At 48.7% G+C, this 396-nt stretch carries 1 protein-coding gene; it reads left to right on the plus strand.

The genetic code is table 11. The features are described 5' to 3' along the window. Positions 1-396, plus strand: a 396-nt coding sequence (locus tag NQ163_RS20660; protein WP_268192199.1) for a cadherin repeat domain-containing protein, incomplete at both ends; no start/stop codon positions are given.

Here is a 396-nt window from a genome sequence, read left to right on the forward strand (position 1 = left end):
GTTGATAATGATGGCGATGCTGTGACTTACAGTCTAAGCGATGATTTCCACGGCTGGTTTACGATAGATCCATCTACGGGTGTTGTAAGCGTAGCGGGCAACATCGATTACGAATCGAACCTTTTAACCAACGGAACAGCAAAAATAACCGTAACGGCTACCTCTGCTGACGGTTCATCGACCACCGGAGATTTTACCATCACTGTAACGGACGATACCACAACAGATACCGATGATGTTTTAACCGGCAAGACCATTTCAGATACCGACGCAGTAGCGAACGAGGTATCGGAGAGCGCCTCTACATACGATCCGGTACACATCACCGCCCATGTTGCGGACAACGACGGAGATGCCATTACTTATGCGCTAATCGATAACTTCCACGGGTGGTTC

It is taken from the genome of Marinifilum sp. D737 (assembly GCF_026672275.1).
Taxonomy (GTDB): Bacteria; Bacteroidota; Bacteroidia; order Bacteroidales; family Marinifilaceae; genus Marinifilum.